The following is a 17,218-nucleotide window of genomic DNA, read 5'->3' as shown; positions in this document are numbered from 1 at the left end:
GTGCGCGCGCTCGTCGTGACCGCGGTGGCCGCGGAGGCCGACTCCGTGGCCACCGGTCTGACCCCTCATCCGGACCCGGTCACCCCCGAGCCGCGCCGGCTGCGCGGCGGGTACCTCATCACCCGCCGTGACCTGCCCGGCGCCGCCGTCGACGTGCTCGTCGGCGGTGTCGGCCCGGCCGCGGCCGCGGCCGCCACGGCCACCGCGCTCGCGCTGGCCGACTACTCCCTCGTCATCTCCGCCGGCATCGGCGGCGGGTTCGTGCCCGCCGCCCCGCTCGGCTCCCTCGTGGTCGCCGACGCGATCGTCGCCGCCGACCTGGGGGCCGGCACCCCCGACGGTTTCGTCCCCGTCGACGCGCTCGGCTTCGGCCGGAGCGTGCACCTGCCGCCCGCCGAACTCGCCGCCCGGGCCGCCGAGGCCGCCGGGGCTCTGCTCGCGCCCGTGCTGACCGTGTCCACCGTCACCGGCAGCGCCTCCCGCGCCGCCGAGCTGGCGGCCCGCCACCCGATGGCCGGGGCCGAGGCCATGGAGGGGTTCGGGGTGGCGGAGGCCGCCGCCGCGTACGGGCTGCCCGTGCTGGAGGTCCGCGCCGTGTCCAACGCCGTCGGGCCGCGCGACCGGGACGCCTGGCGGATCGGGGACGCGCTGGGCGCGCTCGCCGCCGGATTCCGCGCGCTGGGCCCCGTACTCGTCTCCTGGGGAGAACGCCATGAGCACCGTTGAGCCGATCGCGATCGCCTACTCGCCCTGCCCGAACGACACCTTCGTCTTCGACGCCTGGGCGCACGGCCGGGTCCCGGGCGCGCCCGCCCTCGACGTGACCTTCGCCGACATCGACATCACCAACGGCATGGCCGAGCGCGGCGAGCTGGACGTGCTGAAGGTGTCCTACGCGGTGCTCCCCTGGGTGCTGGAGGAGTACGCGCTGCTCCCCTGCGGCGGCGCCCTGGGCCGGGGCTGCGGACCGCTGGTGCTGACGCGCGAGCCGGGCCTGGACCTGGGCGGGAAGACCGTCGCGGTGCCGAGCGAGCGCTCGACGGCGTACATGCTGTTCCGGCTGTGGGCGGCGGACGTGCTGCCCGCGGGGGTCGGCGAGGTGGTCGTGCTGCCGTTCCACGAGATCATGCCGGCGGTGCGCGACGGGCGGGTGGACGCCGGGCTGGTCATCCACGAGGCCCGGTTCACCTACCAGGACTACGGGCTGCACTGCCTGGCCGACATGGGCGAGCACTGGGAGTCCACGACCGGTCTGCCGATCCCGCTCGGCGCGATCATCGCCAAGCGCTCCCTGGGCGCCGAGACGCTGCGCGCGCTGGCCGGGTCGGCGCGGGCGTCGGTGCGGATGGCGTGGGAGGACCCGGAGGCGTCACGGCCGTACGTCCGCGCGCACGCGCAGGAGCTGGACCCGAAGGTCGCCGACCAGCACATCGGCCTGTACGTCAACGAGTTCACCGCCGACCTGGGCGAAGCCGGGTACGCGGCGGTCCGCGGGCTGCTGACCAGGGCCGCCGCCGAGGGGCTGGTTCCGGCCATCGGGCCCGACGCGCTGCGCTTCCCGTAGCGCAACGGCACGGCCGGCGCCGGACGCGCGCGTGCCCCGCGGCTCCGGGGAGCGGCGGGGCACGCGCGGACGCGACGGGATCAGACGTCGAGCTGGTCGGCCACCGCGCGGAGCAGGCCGGCGATCTTCGTGCCGTGCACCTTGTCGGGGTAGCGACCGCGCTCCAGCATCGGGGTGATGTTCTCCAGCAGGGTCGTGAGGTCCTGCACGATCGAGGCGAGCTCGTCGGGCTTGCGGCGCTGGGCGGCCGCGACCGAGGGTGCCGGATCCAGGACCGTCACCGAAAGTGCCTGGTCACCGCGCTGTCCTGCGACGACTCCGAACTCGACGCGCTGCCCGGGCTTGAGGGCCTCGACCCCGTCGGGAAGCACCGACGAGTGGACGAAGACATCGCCGCCGTCGTCGCGGGAGAGAAAGCCGAAGCCCTTCTCGCTGTTGAACCACTTGACCTTGCCGGTAGGCACGTCCGTCCTCTGTCCTTGTGCTCGTCGGGTCCGGTGGGCCGGGATGAACGGCTCCGGATAGCAGTGCAGCGGGTCCTTCGACCCGCCCCCTCCAGGCTAGTGGTCCGGAAACGGGTGACAAGACGTTCCCCGGTCCTTCCCGCTTCACGGCTTCGGCCAGGGAACTACCCTGGTGGGGTGACTGTTACTCCTCATCCCGACGACGCGCGGCCCGGCGACGGCCTCGTCAAGGCCGGCGGCATCGTGTTCGCCGTCGGCGCCGTGGCGACCCTCGTGACGATGGCCCCGCTGTTCCTCGGCACCGATCCGTTCCCCTCGTACGCGTGGGCCGTCTGCATGCTCATGGGCGTCGGGTTCGCCGTCTCCGCTGCGGGCGTGCTGCGTTCCGCCGCCGCGCAGCGCAAGGCGGCCCGGGCGTCCCAGGCCGCCTGACGGCGCGTACGGTGCTCAGACCTCGCGGGTGGCGACGTACTCGGCGAGCCACTGCGGCAGCGCGGTGAGGTCGGGCAGCACCACGTCGGCGCCGGCGGCGCGCAGTTCGGCTTCGGGACAGGGGCCCGTGGGAACCGCCACTGAGAGCGCTCCCGCGGTGCGGGCGCCGCGGACGTCGCCGACGTGGTCGCCCACGTAGATCTGGGCTCCGTGCTCGCGCAGGGCGCCCGCCTTGGCCTCGGCCCACAGCCAGCCGATGACGGCATCGGGTTCGATGCCGAGGTGTTCCAGGTGGTGGATGGCGTTCGGGGTGTTCTTGGCGGTGACGACGATCGCGCGGCCGCCGAGCGCCTGGACGGCCTTGATCGCCTCGCGGGCGCCGGGCATGGCCGGGGTCGGCTCGATGGCGTGCGAGGGGTACATCTGCCGGTACCGGTCGGTCATCTCCGGGATCTCCTCGGGGGTGAACCAGTACGCGAGTTCCTCCTCCAGCGGCGGGCCGAGGCGCGTGATCGCCTGGTCGGCGTCGATGAACCTGCCGGTGGCGGCGGAAAGGGCCTGGTAGGCGGCCTTGATGCCGGGCCGGGAGTCGATGAGCGTCATGTCGAGGTCGAACCCGACGGTCAGCTGCGCGGGGACGGTGGGCTCTGGGGGGGTGGAAGTCATGGTTCCCATTTTGCAGAGGCCCGGCAAAGTCCAGGGAACCTACATTGATTCGCTTCTTGCCGGGCGGTGAAATTTAGCGAAATGTCAGCTCGGCGCTTGGTGATTCCTCCAGGCAGTCTCCAACGGCGCGTAGGACCGTCTCGACGGCAGGGACCACCCGGACGGTCCGGAAGGCCCCGCCGGGACTGCCCGGACGGTCCGGGAGGCGCGGAGGGCACTGCCCGGACGGTCCGGGGGGATGGCCCGGACCGATCCGGACGGGACGGCCGGGCGCCACTGTGCGGACAGGGCCTAGCGGCGGCGGGAGCGCCAGGCCAGGTAGGCGGCCGTGGTGATGCCCGCCGTACGGGCCAGGGCGGGCCACAGGTCGCGGAAGGCGGCGCCCATCTGCTCGCGCGGCAGCTGCTCGCCCCAGTTGCCGGCGGCGCGGCCCCACACCCACAGCATCCCGGCCGTGAAGACGGCCGCGGGCAGCCCGAGGACGACCCACTTGCGCTCGGCGGGGCCGAGGACGCGGGAGGCGTAGGCCAGCAGCACGCCGGCTCCGAGCAGGGGCCAGTACGCGGTGATCGTCCCGGCGACGAGCAGCAGGGCCGCCAGCAGCAGGAAGACGTGCGGGCGCCGGCGGGCCGCCGCCGGGGCGGGGGCCTCCTCCGGCCCGGCCGCCGCCTTCCGCCGCTCGTTCCGCTCCCGCAGGAACCGCACGAGCCGACGGCCCGGGGAGCCCTCCGGCGCGGGGGCCGTCCCGGGGGCCGGCGGCTCCTCTTCCGCCCCCTTCTCCGGCTCCTTCTCCGGCTTCCTGAAGAGGTCCGGGATCTCGATGCCGCCCGCGAAGCCCTCCACCTGCGGCCCCGCCCCCGACGCGCCCGGGGCGAAACTCCACCAGTCGGGCTCGACGCCGTCGGCGGGGCCGAGTTCGTCGAGTCCGGCGAGGTGGGGCGGGACGTTCTGCGGCTCCTTCGGAGGCGTCGGGGCCGGCTTGCGCCACAGTCCGCCGCCGCGCTGCACCGGGACCGCGGGGACCGACGGCGCCGAGGGGGCCGAGGGGGCCGCCGCCGGGGCGGGCGGGCGGGCGGGGCGGGTCAGTTCGCCCAGGGTGTCCAGGACCTCCTCCGGCGTGCCGATCCGCTCCAGGATCCGCCGCACGGCCGCCGGCGTCTCCGGTTCGTACTTGGCGCGCCGACGGTCGATCTCGTCCCGCAGCCCCGACACCAGCCTCATCCGGTCGCCCGACGACAGCTGCCTGCGCTGCGCCAAGTCCCCGACCCGGCTCAGATATTCGTAGACCAGATGGTCGCTCTCGATCCCCACGCCCCGGCTCCTCACGTCCCGCCTGACAGGAAGGTAGCGCGTGCGTCCATGGAGCAGCCGACGGCACAGCGGATACCGTTGACCGGATGGGGACCGGCCGACGACCGGCCGACGTGACCAGGAGGCGACCACCGTGCCCGAGGCAAGCACCGGCAGTGCTACGGCGAACCCCCCGCGCTCCCTCGCCGAGGCGCTGCGCGCCCGCGACGACGTGGCGCTCGCCGCCCTGCTGCACGCACGCCCGGACCTGCTGAACCCGGTGCCCGGCGACGTCACCCAGCTGGCCACCCGGGCCGGCACCCGCGCGTCGGTGGTGCGGGCCCTGGACCGGCTGGACCGGTTCGCGCTGCAGACGGCCGAGGCCCTCGCGGTGGCGCCCGACCCGTGCCCGTACCCGGTGCTGGAGTCGCTGCTGACCGGCGGCGAGGACGAGGCCGCCCGCGCCGCCCTCCCCCGGGCGCTGGGCACCTTGCGCGACCAGGCCCTGGTGTGGGGCGACGAGGAGCGGCTGCGTCTGGTCCGCACCGCCCGCGAGTTGCTGGCCCCGTCCGCGCAGCGGCCCTCGCCGACCGGGCTGGGGCCCACCGTCGCCGAGGCCACCGCCGGGATGTCGCCGACCCGGATCCAGGAGATCGTCGCGGCGGCGGGGCTGCCCGCCACCCATGACCCGGTGTCGGCGGTGACGGCCCTGACCGGGCTGTTCACCGACCCCGTGCGGATGTCGGCGCTGCTGGACGAGGCCCCGGCCGAGGCCCACCAGGTGCTGGAGCGGCTCGTGTGGGGGCCGCCGTACGGGGAGGTGACCCCGAATCCGACGCCGCCGGTGCGCTGGCTGCGCGACCGGGGGCTGCTGCTGCCCGCGACGGCCCGGACGGTGGTGCTGCCCCGCGAGGTGGCGCTGCACCTGCGCGGCGGGCTCGCGCACCGGCGGACGGCGCCGCTGGCCCCGGAGGTCGGCGCGCACCGGGAACACCGTCCACAGCTTGTGGACGCGAACGCCGCCGGGCAGGCACTGGCCGCGCTGGGGACCGTCGAGGAGCTGGTGAAGTCCTGGGAGCACGCCGGGCCGCTGGTGCTGCGGGCGGGCGGGCTCGCCGTGCGCGACCTCAAGCGGGCGGCGTCCACGCTGGACACCACCGAGGCGTCGGCGGCGTTCTGGGTGGAACTGGCCTACGCGGCCGGGCTGCTGGCCGGCGACGGCGAGGCCGACGAGCGCTACGCGCCCACCCCCGCCTTCGACGACTGGTGCGAGCTGCCGCCCGCCGAACGGTGGTCGGCGCTGGCCTCGGCCTGGCTGCCCGCCACCCGTACGGCCGGGCTGGTCGGCGAGCAGGACGCCAAGGGCCGCACCCTGTCCGCGCTCGGCCCCGACCTGGACCGCTCCGCCGCGCCCGAGGTCCGCCACCGGGTCCTGGACCTGCTGGCCGACCTGCCCGAGGGCGGCTCCCCCGACCCGGACGCGCTCCTGGACCGGCTCGCGTGGGAGCGGCCCGTGCGCGGGGCGAGCGACCTGCGGGCCAGGCTCGCGCACTGGACCCTGACCGAGGCGGAGGTCCTGGGCGTCACCGGCCGGGGCGCGCTCAGTGCCTTCGGGCGGGCCCTGCTGCGCCGCCTCGACCCGGCACCGCTGCTGTCCCCGCTGCTGCCGGAGCCGGTGGACCACGTCCTGCTCCAGGCCGACCTGACGGCGGTCGCGCCGGGGCCGCTGAGACGGCCGCTCGGCGACACCCTGGCGGTCCTGGCCGACGTCGAGTCCAAGGGCGGGGCGACGGTGTACCGCTTCACGCCCGGGTCGGTGCGCCGGGCCCTGGACGCCGGGCACACCGCCGTGGACCTGCACGCCTTCCTCACCGAGCACAGCCGGACCCCGGTGCCCCAGCCGCTGGCGTACCTGATCGACGACGTGGCCCGGCGGCACGGGCACCTGCGGGTCGGGGCGGCCTCCTCGTACGTGCGCTGCGACGACGACGCCGTGCTGGGCGAGATCCTGGCCGACAAGCGGTCGGCCGGGATGGGGCTGCGCCGCCTCGCGCCGACCGTGCTGGCGGCCCAGGCCGAACCGGGTGCGCTGCTGGAGGGGTTGCGGGCGATGGGCTACGCCCCGGCCGCGGAGTCCCGTACCGGCGACGTACTGGTGGCGCGGGCCGACGCGCACCGGACCCCGGCGCGGTCGGCGCCGGTGCCGGTCCCGGACGGGCCGCCGGTGCCGGACGCCACGCTGCTGGGCGCGGCGGTACGGGCGATCCGCGCGGGCGACCTCGCGGCGACGGCGGTCCGCAAGGAACCGGCCCCCGCGGGCGGCGCCGACGTGCCGGCCCCGGGTGAACTCCCGCGCACGAGCTCGGCCGAGACGCTGGCGACGGTGCAGGCGGCGGCGCTGACCGGTTCGGCGGTGTGGATCGGGTACGTGAACGCGGAGGGGGCCGCGAGCCAGCGGGTCATCGCCCCGGTGCGGGTAGAGGGCGGCTTCGTCACCGGTTACGACCACACGGCGGACGAGGTGCGCACGTACGCCCTCCACCGGATCACGGGGGTCGCGGAGCTGGCGGAGGACCAGGTCTGAAATCCGCTGGCCGACGGGCCTGCGGGCAGGGCAGTCTGACGGCATGTCCGCACTTCCCGCCGCCCCGGGCACACGCGGCGCGCCCGGCACGCCCGGCACGCCCGCGCCGGCCGCCGAGCCCGCGCACCGGATCCGCGCGGCCCACACCGACACCACGATCACGGTCTACCAGGCCTACTCCCCCGCCCTGGGCCTCCCGGCGGCCCGCGACGGCCGCTTCCCGCCCGCCTGGAAGCGCGAGCGGATGACGTGGATCAAACCGTCGTTCCTGTGGATGATGTACCGCTGCGGCTGGGCCACGAAGACCGACCAGGAGACCGTGCTCGCCGTCGAGATCACCCGCGCGGGCTTCGACCGGGCCCTCGCCGGCGCCTGCCTCTCGCACTACGTCCCCGGCGTGCACGCGGACCGCGACGCCTGGAAGGAGTCGGTGCGCAGCACGTCGGCCCGGGTCCAGTGGGACCCGGAACGCGACCCGCACCTGAACCCGCTGCCGTACCGCTCGCTCCAGCTCGGACTGTCGGGCCCCCTCTCGCGGGCCTACGCCGACGAGTGGACGGTCTCCATCCGCGACGTCACCCCGCTGGCCCGGGAGATCCACGGACTGCTCCGGACCGGCGACACCGGCGCGGCCCGGGCCCTCCTGCCCGTCGAAACCCCGTACCCGGCGGGCCCGCTGCCTCACCTGGGCGCGTAGTCGACCCGCCCGGCGTCGAAGGGCCACGCCTCGGCGAGCCAGCGGGACACCGTCCGGTACACCTCGGCGTCGAGGTGCGCACGGTCCTCCCGCACCCAGGAGCTGACCCGCACCCGCTCGGGGTCCTCCTTGCCGGGATGGATGTAGAGGCACCCGATGACCTCGTCCGGCCCCTCCAGCACGCTGTACGCGAACGCCTGCCGCTCGGCGAACTCCCGTGCGTGGCGCTCCAGGTCCGCGAGGTTGGCCGCGGCCGACATGCCCTCCACCGGCGGCCACCCCCGCCCCACGAAACCGGGCGTGGCCCGCACGTGCGCGATGCTGCCGGTCCAGGCGGCCAGATCCCTCGCGTTGTGCTCCGCCCCGAGCGGCTCCAGCCGGAACCCGCCCGCGTCCAGTCCCACCGGCACGACGAACCCGTCCGGCACGAAATCCCGCTGATCATCACTCATGCCCCGGACGGTACGCACCGCCTCCCCGGCCGCGCACCGCTTTTCCCCGCCCGGAGCCGGGCGGGCACCGGGCGGGCACCGGGCGGCCGCCGCAAGGGCACCGGGCGGGCACCGGGCGGCCGCCGCAAGGGCGCCGGGCGGGCGCCGGGCGGCCGCCGCAAGGGCGCCGGGCCGTCCGCGCGGCGCAGAACCCTCCCGCCCGCCCGGCGATACGGCAGACTGGAGGTTTGCCCGTCCTCGTCCGGACGGGCACCCACGCCGGAAAGGGGCGTTTGTGAACGGGCCTCTCATCGTCCAGAGCGACAAAACCCTCCTGCTGGAGGTCGACCACGAGCTCGCCGGTGCCGCGCGCCGGGCCATCGCGCCCTTCGCCGAGCTGGAGCGGGCGCCCGAGCACATCCACACCTACCGGATCACCCCGCTCGGGCTGTGGAACGCGCGGGCCGCCGGGCACGACGCCGAGCAGGTCGTCGACGCGCTCGTCGAGTTCTCCCGGTACCCCGTCCCGCACGCCCTGCTCGTCGACGTCGCCGAGACCATGGCCCGCTACGGGCGCCTGACCCTCTCCAAGCACCCCGTCCACGGACTGGTCCTGACCAGCACCGACCGGCCCGTGCTGGAGGAGATCCTGCGGTCCAAGCGGATCGTCCCGCTGGTCGGGGCCCGGATCGACGCCGACACCGTGGCCGTGCACCCCTCCGAGCGCGGGCAGATCAAGCAGACCCTGCTGAAGCTGGGCTGGCCCGCCGAGGACCTCGCCGGGTACGTCGACGGCGAGGCCCACGCCATCGACCTCGTCGAGGACGGCTGGGCGCTGCGCCCGTACCAGCAGCAGGCGGTCGAGGGCTTCTGGCACGGCGGCTCCGGTGTGGTCGTACTTCCCTGCGGCGCCGGAAAGACCCTGGTCGGCGCGGGGGCCATGGCCAAGGCCAAGGCGACGACGCTGATCCTGGTGACCAACACGGTCTCCGCGCGCCAGTGGAAGCACGAGCTGATCAAGCGGACCTCGCTGACGGAGGAGGAGATCGGCGAGTACTCCGGCACCCGCAAGGAGATCCGCCCGGTCACCATCGCCACGTACCAGGTCCTCACCACCAAGCGGAAGGGCGTCTACCCCCACCTGGAGCTCTTCGACTCCCGGGACTGGGGGCTGATCCTCTACGACGAGGTGCACCTGCTGCCCGCCCCCGTCTTCAAGTTCACCGCGGACCTCCAGGCCCGCCGCCGGCTCGGTCTGACCGCGACCCTGGTACGGGAGGACGGCCGCGAGTCGGACGTGTTCTCGCTCATCGGGCCGAAGCGGTTCGACGCGCCCTGGAAGGAGATCGAGGCGCAGGGCTACATCGCGCCCGCCGACTGCGTGGAGGTCCGCGTCAACCTCACCGAGTCGGAACGGCTCGCGTACGCGACCGCCGAGACCGAGGAGAAGTACCGCTTCTGCGCGACGACCGCGACGAAGCGCAAGGTCACCGAGGCGCTGGTGCGCAAGCACCAGGGCGAGCAGACCCTGGTCATCGGCCAGTACATCGACCAGCTCGACGAGCTGGGCGAGCACCTGGACGCGCCCGTCATCAAGGGCGAGACCTCCAACGCGCAGCGCGAGAAGCTCTTCGACGCGTTCCGCGAGGGCGAGATCAGCGTGCTGGTCGTCTCGAAGGTCGCCAACTTCTCCATCGACCTGCCCGAGGCCACCGTCGCCATCCAGGTGTCCGGCACCTTCGGCTCGCGCCAGGAGGAGGCACAGCGCCTGGGCCGGGTGCTGCGGCCGAAGGCGGACGGGCACGAGGCGCGGTTCTACTCGGTCGTCGCGCGCGACACGATCGACCAGGACTTCGCCGCGCACCGCCAGCGGTTCCTGGCCGAACAGGGCTACGCCTACCGGATCATGGACGCCGACGAGCTGCTGGCGAGTGACTGACCTCCCGCTCCAGGGGTGAACGCGGCCCGGGGAGCGCGCCCGCGGGGAGCGGCCGCGGGCGCGTACGCCCCGGCCGCCGCCGTCGGGCGGCCGCCCCGGTCAGGACGGCGAGCAACGGTACGCACCACACCCACAGGTGCGGCCGGTCCAGCAGCAGGGCCCGCCCGGCCGCCGACAGGTGGCGGGCCCAGAAGTCGGCGGAGGCCTGCGGGAGGACCAGCAGGCCGAGCAGCGCGGTCCCGGCGAAGCCGGCCAGAGCGGTCAGCCCCGCCCGGACGCGGCCGGTGAGCAGCAGGTACGGGATGAAGACCGCCGGGGTCAGGGTGATCCCGGCGGCGGTGCCCAGCGCGAAGCCCTTGCCGAGCGCGGCGCGCGGCCGGCCCAGGTCCCAGACCGCGAGGCAGGCGAGCGCCAGGTTGATCTGGCCGGGCAGCGGGCTCTGGAACAGCGGCTCCAGCCACAGACCGGCGATGGTGGCGGCGAGGACGGCGCCCGGCCGGGCCCGCAGGCCCGCGAGGCGGCAGGAGAGCAGGACCAGCAGGGCGAGCAGGCAGCCGTTCCCGAGGACGAGCACGGCCTTGAGCACCCCGGCGGGCAGCCAGGCGGCGGGCGTGAACAGGATCGCCGCGAACGGCGGATAAGCGGCGGGCGGACGCCATTCGGCCCCGGAGAAGCCGTACAGCAGGGCGTCGGCGGTCGGGATGCGCAGGACCACGCACAGCACGCCCAGCGCGAGCAGCGAGCCCGTGACCAGCACACCGACCAGGGGCGACGGCGAGCGGACGGAATCGGAGCTGCGGGTCACGCGCGTGACCCTAGTGGATCAGCGCAGAGGTGCCGCCGGTATCAGGCCATCGCGGGCCGACCGGTCAGCGGCGTATGACGCCGGCGTCCTCGGAGTACTCGCCCAGCACGACGACGCTCACGGCGGTCGTGGCGAAGACCTTCGCGGCGCGCAGCACGTCGCCGAACAGGTGACGGTGCCGGGATTCGGAGGTGGCGGTGGCGCCGCTCGGACGGCCGCCCTGAAGTGGGGTGAGGGTTGCGGTGCTCATGTATCCATGGTGCGCCTGCGCCTCCCGCTCCACATCGCCCTGCGGGCGGAACCGCACGGGCCCCGGCGTCCTCCTCACGGCCCATGCCGAACCCTGATGTCACCCCCGAGGTCTGACACTCCCCCGTATGACACCCGTACGGAGGTCCTGCCCCCACGGGACCTCGGACCCGGTAATCCGTTCGCGCCGGCCCGCCCCGCTGACTACAATCGCCGCTCTTGCCGCCTCCCGCCGCCGTACCGGGGAGAGCCACCCGCCGGACGGCAACCGGCGGGCTTCTGTTGCCGCACAGCTGGAGGCAGTCCCGTGTCCGCGCACGCCCCTGAAACCACCCCCGACGCCGCAGCCGACCCGCTCGGCCGGGAACGCGGCCACCTGAGCGCCTCGCGCGCCGCCCTGCGCGCCATGCGCGAGGACGTGGAGGCCCTCGACATCCGCGACGTCACCGCGAACTGGGTCAACGCCGTCGTCCTCCAGGCGCAGATCGACGACCGCATCAAGGCACTCGCCGACCTCACCCACACCCCGCTCTTCTTCGGCCGCCTCGACTACCTGCACGCCCCGGGCGCGGACCTGGCCGAGGGCGCGGAGGGCGAACAGTTCTACATCGGCCGCCGCCACGTCCACGACGCCGACGGCGACCCGATGGTCATCGACTGGCGCGCGCCCGTCTCGCAGCCCTTCTACCGCGCCTCGAAGAAGGACCCGCAGGACATCGCGCTGCGCCGCCGCTTCGGCTACACAGGCGGCGAGCTCACCGCGTACGAGGACGAGCACCTGTCCGACCCGGCCGAAGCGGCCGCCGTCAGCAAGCTCCTCCAGCAGGAGATCGAGCGCCCGCGCGTCGGCCCCATGCGCGACATCGTCGCGACGATCCAGCCCGAACAGGACGAAATCGTCCGCTCCGGCCTGTCCGGCTCGGTCTGCGTCCAGGGCGGCCCCGGCACCGGAAAGACCGCCGTCGGCCTGCACCGCGTCGCCTACCTCCTCTACGCGCACCGCGACCGCCTGGCCCGCACCGGCACCCTCGTCATCGGGCCGAACCGTTCCTTCCTCCACTACATCGAGCAGGTCCTGCCGGCCCTGGGCGAACTGGAGGTCAAGCAGGCCACCGTCGACGACCTCGTCGCCCGCGAGGGCCTGGAGGTACGCGGCGGCGACACGGCCGAAACCGCCGTGATCAAGGGTGACGCCCGGATGGCCACGGTCCTGCGCCGTGCGGTCCGCTCCCACGTCACCGAGCCGGCCGAACCCCTCATGGTGGTCCGCGGCTCGCGCCGCTGGCGCGTCCCGGCGTACGAACTCGCCGAGATCGTCGCCGAACTCCAGGAACGCGACATCCGCTACGGGGCGGCCCGCGACGCCCTCCCGCAGCGGATCGCCCACGCGGTCCTCGTCCGCATGGAACAGGCGGGCGAGGCCCCCGACGACCGGGTGCAGGACGCGGTGGCCCGCAACGCGGCGGTGAAGGCGGCCGTCAAGGCGGTCTGGCCGCTGGTGGAACCGGCGAAGCTGGTGCTGCGCCTCCTGTCGGACCCGGAGTTCCTGGCCGCACACGCCGACGGGATCCTCAACGCGGACGAACAGAAGCTCCTGCTGTGGCCGAAGCCCTTCCGCAGCGTGCGGTCGGCGAAGTGGTCGGCGGCGGACCTCGTCCTCATCGACGAGGCCTCCGACCTGGTGGAACGCACCCACTCCCTGGGCCACGTGGTCCTCGACGAGGCCCAGGACCTGTCCCCGATGCAGTACCGGGCCGTCGGACGCCGCTGCACGACCGGCTCCGCGACCGTCCTCGGCGACCTCGCCCAGGGCACCACCCCGTGGGCCACCCGCAGCTGGGACGAGGCCCTCACCCATCTCGGCAAGCCGGAAGCGGCGGTGGAGGAGCTCACGGCGGGCTTCCGCGTACCGCGCGAGGTGATCGCGTACGCGTCGCGGCTGCTGCCGTCGATCTCGCCGGGCCTGGCCCCGGTGTCCTCGGTCCGCGAGACCCCGGGGTCCCTGGTGGTCTCCGAGACCGCGGACCTGACGGCGGCCGTGGTGACGGCCTGCCGGGACTCCCTCGCGCACGAGGGCTCCATCGGCCTGATCGCGGCGGACGCGCGGATCCCCGTACTGGCGGAAGCCCTGCTGGCGGCGGGGCTGCCGTACCTGTCTCCCGGTGAGGAGACGACGGCGCAGTCGCGGCTGACGCTGGTACCGGCCTCGCTGGCCAAGGGCCTGGAGTACGACTACGTCGTCCTCGACGAGCCCGCCGCCATCGTCTCCGGCGAACCGGACGAACGCACCGGCCTGCGGCGCCTCTACGTCTGCCTCACCCGAGCGGTCTCAGGCCTCACAGCCCTCCACACGGCCCCCCTCCCCCCGTCCCTGAGCTGAAAGCCCCTGGGGCTCCGCCCCAGACCCCGCGCCTCAAACGCCGGCGGGGCTGGGGTCGGCTGCGATGCCCCGGCCGGGGGCGGGGACGGGGTGGGGTGGGGCAAGGGCTAGCCCAGCGCCTCCCGCCACCGCGCCACCGCCGCCGCCGAGACCGGGTGGTCCCAGCCCGACGGCCGCGCCGCGCCACCGATGTGGAAGGCGTCGACGCCCGCCTCCCGCAGCACCGGCACGTGCGCGAGGCCCAGCCCCCCGCCGACCAGGATCCGCGCCCCGTACCCCGGCTCACCCGCCCGCGCGGCCTCCGCCAGCAGCACGGGCAGCCCCTCCGAGACCCCGGCCGCCGACCCCGCCGTCAGGTAGGTATCGAGCCCCGGCAGGTCGGCGAGCGCCTTGCGCAGCTGGTCGCGGTCCGCGGCCCGGTCGATGGCCCGGTGGAAGGTCCAGCGGCAGCCGTCCAGCTCCGCCACGACCGCCTCGACCGCCGCCAGGTCCGGGCCGCCGTCCGGGTTCAGGAACCCGAGGACGAACTCCGTCGCCCCCTCCGCCCGCATCCCCCGCGCCGCCTCCACCAGCCGGGAGACATCGCCGGCCGCGAACCCGTCGGCCTTGCGGAGCATCACGCGCAGCGGGATGTCGACCGCCGAGCGGATCGCCGCGAAGGTCTCGCGCGACGGCGTGAGCCCGTCGGCGGCCATATCGGTGATCACTTCGAGTCGGTCCGCCCCACCGGCCTGCGCGGCGACCGCGTCCGCCGCGTCGAGGGCGATCACCTCCAGGAGCGCACGGTTGCTCATTCGATGCCGTCCTTTGTTCCGCTTGTTCGGATATGGAAAATAGGTCTAGTCCAATATCCAGGGTACGGGCCCACCACCGCACTCCACCAGCGCTATCACGCCACCCCCACAATGTGCGCATGAACGCAGCCACCCCGCACAGCGGCGCCGCCGCCGACACCACCGCCCTGCGCGCCCGCTGGCGGGCCACCGCCACCGCCGCCGGAGCCGCCCACGACCCCGACCCCTACGCCGACCGCCTCCTCGCCGCCTGGGCGGAGCCCCACCGCCGGTACCACACCACCGCACACCTGGCCCACGTACTGGACCGCGTCGACGTACTCGCCCCGCACGCTGCCGACCCCCGCGCCGTCGAGCTCGCCGCCTGGTTCCACGACGCCGTCTACCGCCCCGACCGCTCCGAGAACGAGGAACGCAGCGCCGCCCTCGCCGAGCGCGCCCTCGCGGAACTCGGCGTGGACCCCGCCCGCACCGCCGAGGTCGCCCGCCTGGTCCGGCTCACCGTCACCCACGACCCCGCCCCCGGCGACACCGACGGCGAGGTCCTCTGCGACGCCGACCTCGCCGTCCTCGCCGGCGCCCCGGAGGCCTACGCCGCGTACGCCGCCGCCGTCCGCGAGGAGTACGCGTTCGTCCCCGACGAGGCCTTCCGCACCGGCCGCGCCGCCGTACTGCGCCAGCTGCTGGCCCTCCCCCGCCTCTTCCGCACCCCCCACGGCGCCGAGCACTGGGAGGCCCCGGCCCGCGACAACCTCACCGCGGAACTCCGGCAGCTCACCTGACCCGGCCGGGCCCCCGGCGCCTCCCCCGACCTGACACACTCCGCCCGGCCGGGAATGCGCCCTCCGCCCCGACGGTTCGTGACTGACATGCCCGCAGCCCCCGTACGCCCCCGCATGCCCGTTGCCGTCTACGTCCTCGGCCTGTCCGTCTTCGCCCTCGGGACCAGCGAGTTCATGCTGTCCGGGCTGCTGCCGCCCATCGCCGAGGACATGCACGTCACGATCCCGCAGGCGGGACTGCTGATCTCCGCGTTCGCGATCGGCATGGTCGTCGGGGCCCCGCTGCTGGCCGTCGCCACCCTCCGCCTGCCGCGCCGCACCACGCTCGTCGCCCTCATCAGCCTCTTCGGCCTCGGGCAGGTCGCGGGCGCGCTGGCCCCCACGTACGGGCTGCTCTTCGCCTCCCGCGTGGTCTCCGCCCTCGCCTGCGCCGGGTTCTGGGCCGTCGGCGCGGCCGTCGCCATCGCCATGGTGGACCGGGACCAGCGGGCTCGCGCCATGGCCGTCATGATCGGCGGCCTCTCCATCGCCAACGTCCTCGGCGTCCCGGCCGGCGCCTTCCTCGGCGAGCGGTTCGGCTGGCGGGCCGCGTTCTGGTCGGTCGGAGCGGCCTCCGCCATCGCCCTCGCCGGCATCCTGGCCCTGATCCCGAAGATCCCGCTGCCCGCCGAGAAGCCCCGCCTCGGCCGCGAGCTGCGCATCTACCGCGACCGTCAGGTGTGGCTGTCCATCGGCATCACCGCGCTGGCCGCGGGCGGCGTCTTCTGCGCCTTCAGCTACCTGTCGCCGCTGCTCACCGACGTGGCCGGGCTGGACGCGGCGTGGGTGCCGTGGATCCTGGCCCTCTTCGGCGTCGGTGCGCTCGTGGGCACGACCATCGGCGGGCGGATCGCCGACGCGCACCTGTTCGGGGTGATGGTCTGGGGCATCACCGCCTCCACGGTGTTCCTCGCGGCGCTCACGGTCCTGGCCTCCAGCGCGGCGGCCGCGATCGCCCTGTCGTTCCTGCTCGGCGTCTCGGCGTTCTTCACCGCCCCCGCCCTCAACGCCCGCATGTTCAACGTCGCGGGCGCCGCCCCCACCCTCGCCGGAGCCACCACCACCGCCGCGTTCAACCTCGGCAACACCGGCGGCCCCTGGCTCGGCGGCGCCGTCATCGACGCCGGACACGGCTTCGCGAGCCCCGCCTGGGCGGGCGCCGCCATGACCCTCACCGCGATCGCCCTCACCGTGATCGCCCTGCGCCTGGACCGCCGTACGCCGCCCACCGCCAGCACGGTGATCGCCTCGGGCACCGCCACCCCGGCCACCGCGCCCCAGCCGGCCGGGGCCTGACCGACCCCGGCCGTCCCGGCCCGCGGCCCGTAACGGCGCCGGGCCCGGGGCCCGGCCTCAGGCCGGGCGGCCCTTCGGTCGCCGCAGCCCCGCATCCGTGAGCCGGCGCACCAGCTCCTTGCTGCCGATCTCCACCGCCCCCGCCCCGACCGCGTCCGCGTACCGGTGCGAGGGCACGTCGTAGTGGTCCCGCTCGAAGGCCCGCGGCGGGCACCCGATGCCCGCCGCGAAGGCGTGCAGCTCCTCGTACGAGACGTCGCTGACCAGGTGCGACCACATGCGGCCGTGCCCCGGCCAGACCGGCGGGTCGATGTACACCGTCACGGGCGGCTCACCGGCCCGGGTGGAAGACGGGTCCGAGGCCGCCCACCGCCGCCACCCGTACGCCCGCCTCGGAGCACACCCAGTGCGGATCGGGCCCCAGCTCCGGCTCCACGTCCAGCGCGTGCGGCTCCCCGTGCGCGCACACGGGGCACAGCGGCCAGCGCCCGTACTTCTCCAGCAGCGCGTCCTTCACGTCCTGCGCGACGAGTCCGGCAAGGTAGTCGACCCCCTCGGGCCACTGCTCCACCCACCACCGGCGGTGCGTGACCGAGTCCTCGACGAGGGAGACGACGTCGGCATCGGCGACCTCGCCGGCGGCGAGGTCGGCGAGAACAAGTGCACGGGCGACATGCAGCGCCTGTTCCAGGGGGGTCGCGTGGTCCATGCGCCCATTGTGGACCCGTACCGGGCCAGTGGCTAAGGCCCTTCTCCCGGGGGTCCGAAGTCCCGGCGCGCCGGGACCCCATGGCACCTTGACGCCC

General features: G+C 74.8%; 18 protein-coding genes. 9 read left to right on the top strand and 9 right to left on the bottom strand.

Annotated features, from left to right (window positions below; all coding sequences use genetic code 11):
• Together ACZ5D2_RS19155 and ACZ5D2_RS19150 are read left to right on the top strand one after the other, a co-directional pair.
• The gene (locus tag ACZ5D2_RS19155) at positions 1-726 is read left to right on the top strand and encodes a futalosine hydrolase (RefSeq protein WP_371677369.1); all 726 of its coding nucleotides are present in this window, start codon (positions 1-3) and stop codon (positions 724-726) included.
• Positions 713-1,564 (top strand): 1,4-dihydroxy-6-naphthoate synthase, encoded by an 852-nt coding sequence (locus ACZ5D2_RS19150; protein ID WP_371677370.1) that lies wholly within the window; start codon positions 713-715, stop codon positions 1,562-1,564. The genes ACZ5D2_RS19155 and ACZ5D2_RS19150 overlap by 14 nt, the downstream gene beginning before the upstream one ends.
• A gap of 80 nt (positions 1,565-1,644) precedes the next feature.
• Here ACZ5D2_RS19150 and ACZ5D2_RS19145 read toward each other — a convergent pair whose 3' ends face one another.
• Positions 1,645-2,028, bottom strand: a complete 384-nt coding sequence (locus ACZ5D2_RS19145) for a cold-shock protein (protein ID WP_356212774.1) — start codon at positions 2,026-2,028, stop codon at positions 1,645-1,647.
• A gap of 177 nt (positions 2,029-2,205) precedes the next feature.
• Between ACZ5D2_RS19145 and ACZ5D2_RS19140 the strand changes: the two genes are divergently transcribed.
• On the top strand, positions 2,206-2,460 hold the full coding sequence (locus tag ACZ5D2_RS19140; protein ID WP_371677371.1) for a hypothetical protein: 255 nt from the start codon (positions 2,206-2,208) through the stop codon (positions 2,458-2,460).
• A gap of 15 nt (positions 2,461-2,475) precedes the next feature.
• Here the strand turns inward: ACZ5D2_RS19140 and ACZ5D2_RS19135 are convergent, their stop codons facing one another.
• Entirely contained in the window at positions 2,476-3,135 is a 660-nt protein-coding gene (locus ACZ5D2_RS19135) for an HAD family hydrolase (RefSeq protein WP_371677372.1), read from the bottom strand.
• A 282-nt stretch (positions 3,136-3,417) separates the two neighbouring features.
• Positions 3,418-4,437, bottom strand: a complete 1,020-nt coding sequence (locus ACZ5D2_RS19130) for a hypothetical protein (protein ID WP_371677373.1) — start codon at positions 4,435-4,437, stop codon at positions 3,418-3,420.
• Positions 4,438-4,570: 133 nt separating this feature from the next.
• Between ACZ5D2_RS19130 and ACZ5D2_RS19125 the strand changes: the two genes are divergently transcribed.
• Positions 4,571-7,000, top strand: a complete 2,430-nt coding sequence (locus ACZ5D2_RS19125) for a helicase C-terminal domain-containing protein (protein WP_371677374.1) — start codon at positions 4,571-4,573, stop codon at positions 6,998-7,000.
• A gap of 43 nt (positions 7,001-7,043) precedes the next feature.
• Positions 7,044-7,697 (top strand): DUF4291 domain-containing protein, encoded by a 654-nt coding sequence (locus ACZ5D2_RS19120; RefSeq protein WP_371677375.1) that lies wholly within the window; start codon positions 7,044-7,046, stop codon positions 7,695-7,697.
• Here ACZ5D2_RS19120 and ACZ5D2_RS19115 read toward each other — a convergent pair.
• Positions 7,682-8,149, bottom strand: a complete 468-nt coding sequence (locus ACZ5D2_RS19115) for an N-acetyltransferase (protein WP_371677376.1) — start codon at positions 8,147-8,149, stop codon at positions 7,682-7,684. The two genes, ACZ5D2_RS19120 and ACZ5D2_RS19115, sit on opposite strands and share 16 nt — an antisense overlap.
• A 274-nt stretch (positions 8,150-8,423) precedes the next feature.
• On the opposite strand from ACZ5D2_RS19115, the gene ACZ5D2_RS19110 reads away from it, so the two are divergent.
• Complete coding sequence (locus tag ACZ5D2_RS19110; protein ID WP_356212795.1) at positions 8,424-10,067, top strand: DNA repair helicase XPB; 1,644 nt, start codon at positions 8,424-8,426, stop codon at positions 10,065-10,067.
• On the opposite strand, the gene ACZ5D2_RS19105 is transcribed toward ACZ5D2_RS19110, so the two are convergent.
• Positions 10,033-10,872, bottom strand: a complete 840-nt coding sequence (locus tag ACZ5D2_RS19105; RefSeq protein WP_371677377.1) for a glycosyltransferase family 87 protein — start codon at positions 10,870-10,872, stop codon at positions 10,033-10,035. The two genes, ACZ5D2_RS19110 and ACZ5D2_RS19105, sit on opposite strands and share 35 nt — an antisense overlap.
• 64 nt (positions 10,873-10,936) lie before the next feature.
• Positions 10,937-11,122: a hypothetical protein gene (locus tag ACZ5D2_RS19100; protein ID WP_371677378.1), complete on the bottom strand. Its 186-nt coding sequence runs from the start codon at positions 11,120-11,122 to the stop codon at positions 10,937-10,939.
• A gap of 405 nt (positions 11,123-11,527) precedes the next feature.
• Between ACZ5D2_RS19100 and ACZ5D2_RS19095 the strand changes: the two genes are divergently transcribed.
• A complete protein-coding gene (locus ACZ5D2_RS19095) occupies positions 11,528-13,501 on the top strand; it encodes a HelD family protein (RefSeq protein WP_468930690.1) in 1,974 nt (657 codons plus the stop codon).
• 107 nt (positions 13,502-13,608) lie between these two features.
• On the opposite strand, the gene ACZ5D2_RS19090 is transcribed toward ACZ5D2_RS19095, so the two are convergent.
• Complete coding sequence (locus ACZ5D2_RS19090; protein WP_371677379.1) at positions 13,609-14,295, bottom strand: copper homeostasis protein CutC; 687 nt, start codon at positions 14,293-14,295, stop codon at positions 13,609-13,611.
• 119 nt (positions 14,296-14,414) lie between these two features.
• Here ACZ5D2_RS19090 and ACZ5D2_RS19085 point away from each other — a divergent pair, with 119 nt between their 5' ends.
• Together ACZ5D2_RS19085 and ACZ5D2_RS19080 are read left to right on the top strand one after the other, a co-directional pair.
• Positions 14,415-15,077, top strand: a complete 663-nt coding sequence (locus ACZ5D2_RS19085; protein ID WP_371677380.1) for an HD domain-containing protein — start codon at positions 14,415-14,417, stop codon at positions 15,075-15,077.
• Between the two features lie 114 nt (positions 15,078-15,191).
• A complete protein-coding gene (locus tag ACZ5D2_RS19080) occupies positions 15,192-16,412 on the top strand; it encodes a Cmx/CmrA family chloramphenicol efflux MFS transporter (protein ID WP_468930687.1) in 1,221 nt (406 codons plus the stop codon).
• 57 nt (positions 16,413-16,469) lie between these two features.
• Here ACZ5D2_RS19080 and ACZ5D2_RS19075 read toward each other — a convergent pair whose 3' ends face one another.
• Entirely contained in the window at positions 16,470-16,736 is a 267-nt protein-coding gene (locus ACZ5D2_RS19075; protein ID WP_030232506.1) for a DUF4031 domain-containing protein, read from the bottom strand.
• A 7-nt stretch (positions 16,737-16,743) separates the two neighbouring features.
• The gene (locus ACZ5D2_RS19070) at positions 16,744-17,121 is read right to left on the bottom strand and encodes a hypothetical protein (protein WP_030232504.1); all 378 of its coding nucleotides are present in this window, start codon (positions 17,119-17,121) and stop codon (positions 16,744-16,746) included.
• Between the last annotated feature and the right edge of the window lie 97 nt (positions 17,122-17,218).

Source organism: Streptomyces sp. NPDC031479, assembly GCF_055581065.1.
This window is presented reverse-complemented; position numbering and strand designations above follow the sequence as displayed.

Coding starts and splice junctions, on each gene's coding strand:
- ACZ5D2_RS19095 (WP_468930690.1), top strand. CDS start 11,528: ATGCGCGAGGACGTGGAGGCCCTCGACATCCGCGACGTCACCGCGAAC.
- ACZ5D2_RS19090 (WP_371677379.1), bottom strand. CDS start 14,295: ATGAGCAACCGTGCGCTCCTGGAGGTGATCGCCCTCGACGCGGCGGAC.
- ACZ5D2_RS19120 (WP_371677375.1), top strand. CDS start 7,044: ATGTCCGCACTTCCCGCCGCCCCGGGCACACGCGGCGCGCCCGGCACG.
- ACZ5D2_RS19115 (WP_371677376.1), bottom strand. CDS start 8,149: ATGAGTGATGATCAGCGGGATTTCGTGCCGGACGGGTTCGTCGTGCCG.
- ACZ5D2_RS19150 (WP_371677370.1), top strand. CDS start 713: ATGAGCACCGTTGAGCCGATCGCGATCGCCTACTCGCCCTGCCCGAAC.
- ACZ5D2_RS19070 (WP_030232504.1), bottom strand. CDS start 17,121: ATGGACCACGCGACCCCCCTGGAACAGGCGCTGCATGTCGCCCGTGCA.
- ACZ5D2_RS19080 (WP_468930687.1), top strand. CDS start 15,192: ATGCCCGTTGCCGTCTACGTCCTCGGCCTGTCCGTCTTCGCCCTCGGG.
- ACZ5D2_RS19135 (WP_371677372.1), bottom strand. CDS start 3,135: ATGGGAACCATGACTTCCACCCCCCCAGAGCCCACCGTCCCCGCGCAG.
- ACZ5D2_RS19100 (WP_371677378.1), bottom strand. CDS start 11,122: ATGAGCACCGCAACCCTCACCCCACTTCAGGGCGGCCGTCCGAGCGGC.
- ACZ5D2_RS19085 (WP_371677380.1), top strand. CDS start 14,415: ATGAACGCAGCCACCCCGCACAGCGGCGCCGCCGCCGACACCACCGCC.